This window comes from Pseudomonas artemisiae (genome assembly GCF_057128685.1).
On the sequence record NZ_JBSKHS010000031.1, the window covers coordinates 3,712 to 5,258 of the forward strand.

General features: G+C 54.2%; 1 rRNA gene (running past one end of the window). It reads left to right on the forward strand.

From position 1 onward, the window contains the following. Positions 1-1,366 (forward strand): 23S ribosomal RNA (locus ACWKV4_RS20545) (it extends 1,254 nt beyond the left edge of the window). Positions 1,367-1,547 lie beyond the last annotated feature (181 nt).

Below are 1,547 nucleotides of genomic sequence, written 5' to 3' on the forward strand. Positions count from 1 at the left end.
AGGACACGAAGTGGTCGATGCCATGCTTCCAGGAAAAGCTTCTAAGCTTCAGGTAACCAGGAACCGTACCCCAAACCGACACAGGTGGTTGGGTAGAGAATACCAAGGCGCTTGAGAGAACTCGGGTGAAGGAACTAGGCAAAATGGCACCGTAACTTCGGGAGAAGGTGCGCCGGCGAAGGTGAAGGGTTTACCCCGTAAGCTCTTGCCGGTCGAAGATACCAGGCCGCTGCGACTGTTTATTAAAAACACAGCACTCTGCAAACACGAAAGTGGACGTATAGGGTGTGACGCCTGCCCGGTGCCGGAAGGTTAATTGATGGGGTTAGCGCAAGCGAAGCTCTTGATCGAAGCCCCGGTAAACGGCGGCCGTAACTATAACGGTCCTAAGGTAGCGAAATTCCTTGTCGGGTAAGTTCCGACCTGCACGAATGGCGTAACGATGGCGGCGCTGTCTCCACCCGAGACTCAGTGAAATTGAAATCGCTGTGAAGATGCAGTGTATCCGCGGCTAGACGGAAAGACCCCGTGAACCTTTACTATAGCTTTGCACTGGACTTTGAGCTTGCTTGTGTAGGATAGGTGGGAGGCTTTGAAGCGTGGACGCCAGTCTGCGTGGAGCCATCCTTGAAATACCACCCTGGCAACCTTGAGGTTCTAACTCAGGTCCGTTATCCGGATCGAGGACAGTGTATGGTGGGTAGTTTGACTGGGGCGGTCTCCTCCCAAAGAGTAACGGAGGAGTACGAAGGTGCGCTCAGACCGGTCGGAAATCGGTCGTAGAGTATAAAGGCAAAAGCGCGCTTGACTGCGAGACAGACACGTCGAGCAGGTACGAAAGTAGGTCTTAGTGATCCGGTGGTTCTGTATGGAAGGGCCATCGCTCAACGGATAAAAGGTACTCCGGGGATAACAGGCTGATACCGCCCAAGAGTTCATATCGACGGCGGTGTTTGGCACCTCGATGTCGGCTCATCACATCCTGGGGCTGAAGCCGGTCCCAAGGGTATGGCTGTTCGCCATTTAAAGTGGTACGCGAGCTGGGTTTAGAACGTCGTGAGACAGTTCGGTCCCTATCTGCCGTGGACGTTTGAGATTTGAGAGGGGCTGCTCCTAGTACGAGAGGACCGGAGTGGACGAACCTCTGGTGTTCCGGTTGTCACGCCAGTGGCATTGCCGGGTAGCTATGTTCGGAAGAGATAACCGCTGAAAGCATCTAAGCGGGAAACTTGCCTCAAGATGAGATCTCACTGGAGCCTTGAGCTCCCTGAAGGGCCGTCGAAGACTACGACGTTGATAGGTGGGGTGTGTAAGCGCTGTGAGGCGTTGAGCTAACCCATACTAATTGCCCGTGAGGCTTGACCATATAACACCCAAGCAATCTGCCAACGGCAGAGCGCGGGGTGAAGGCACTTCGAAAACACGCAACTCACCCATCACATACCCAGATTCGTCGCAGCGTACACACCCTGTGTGACACGAGGCGGCTACCGAATTTCTTGACGACCATAGAGCATTGGAACCACCTGATCCCTTCCCGAACTCAG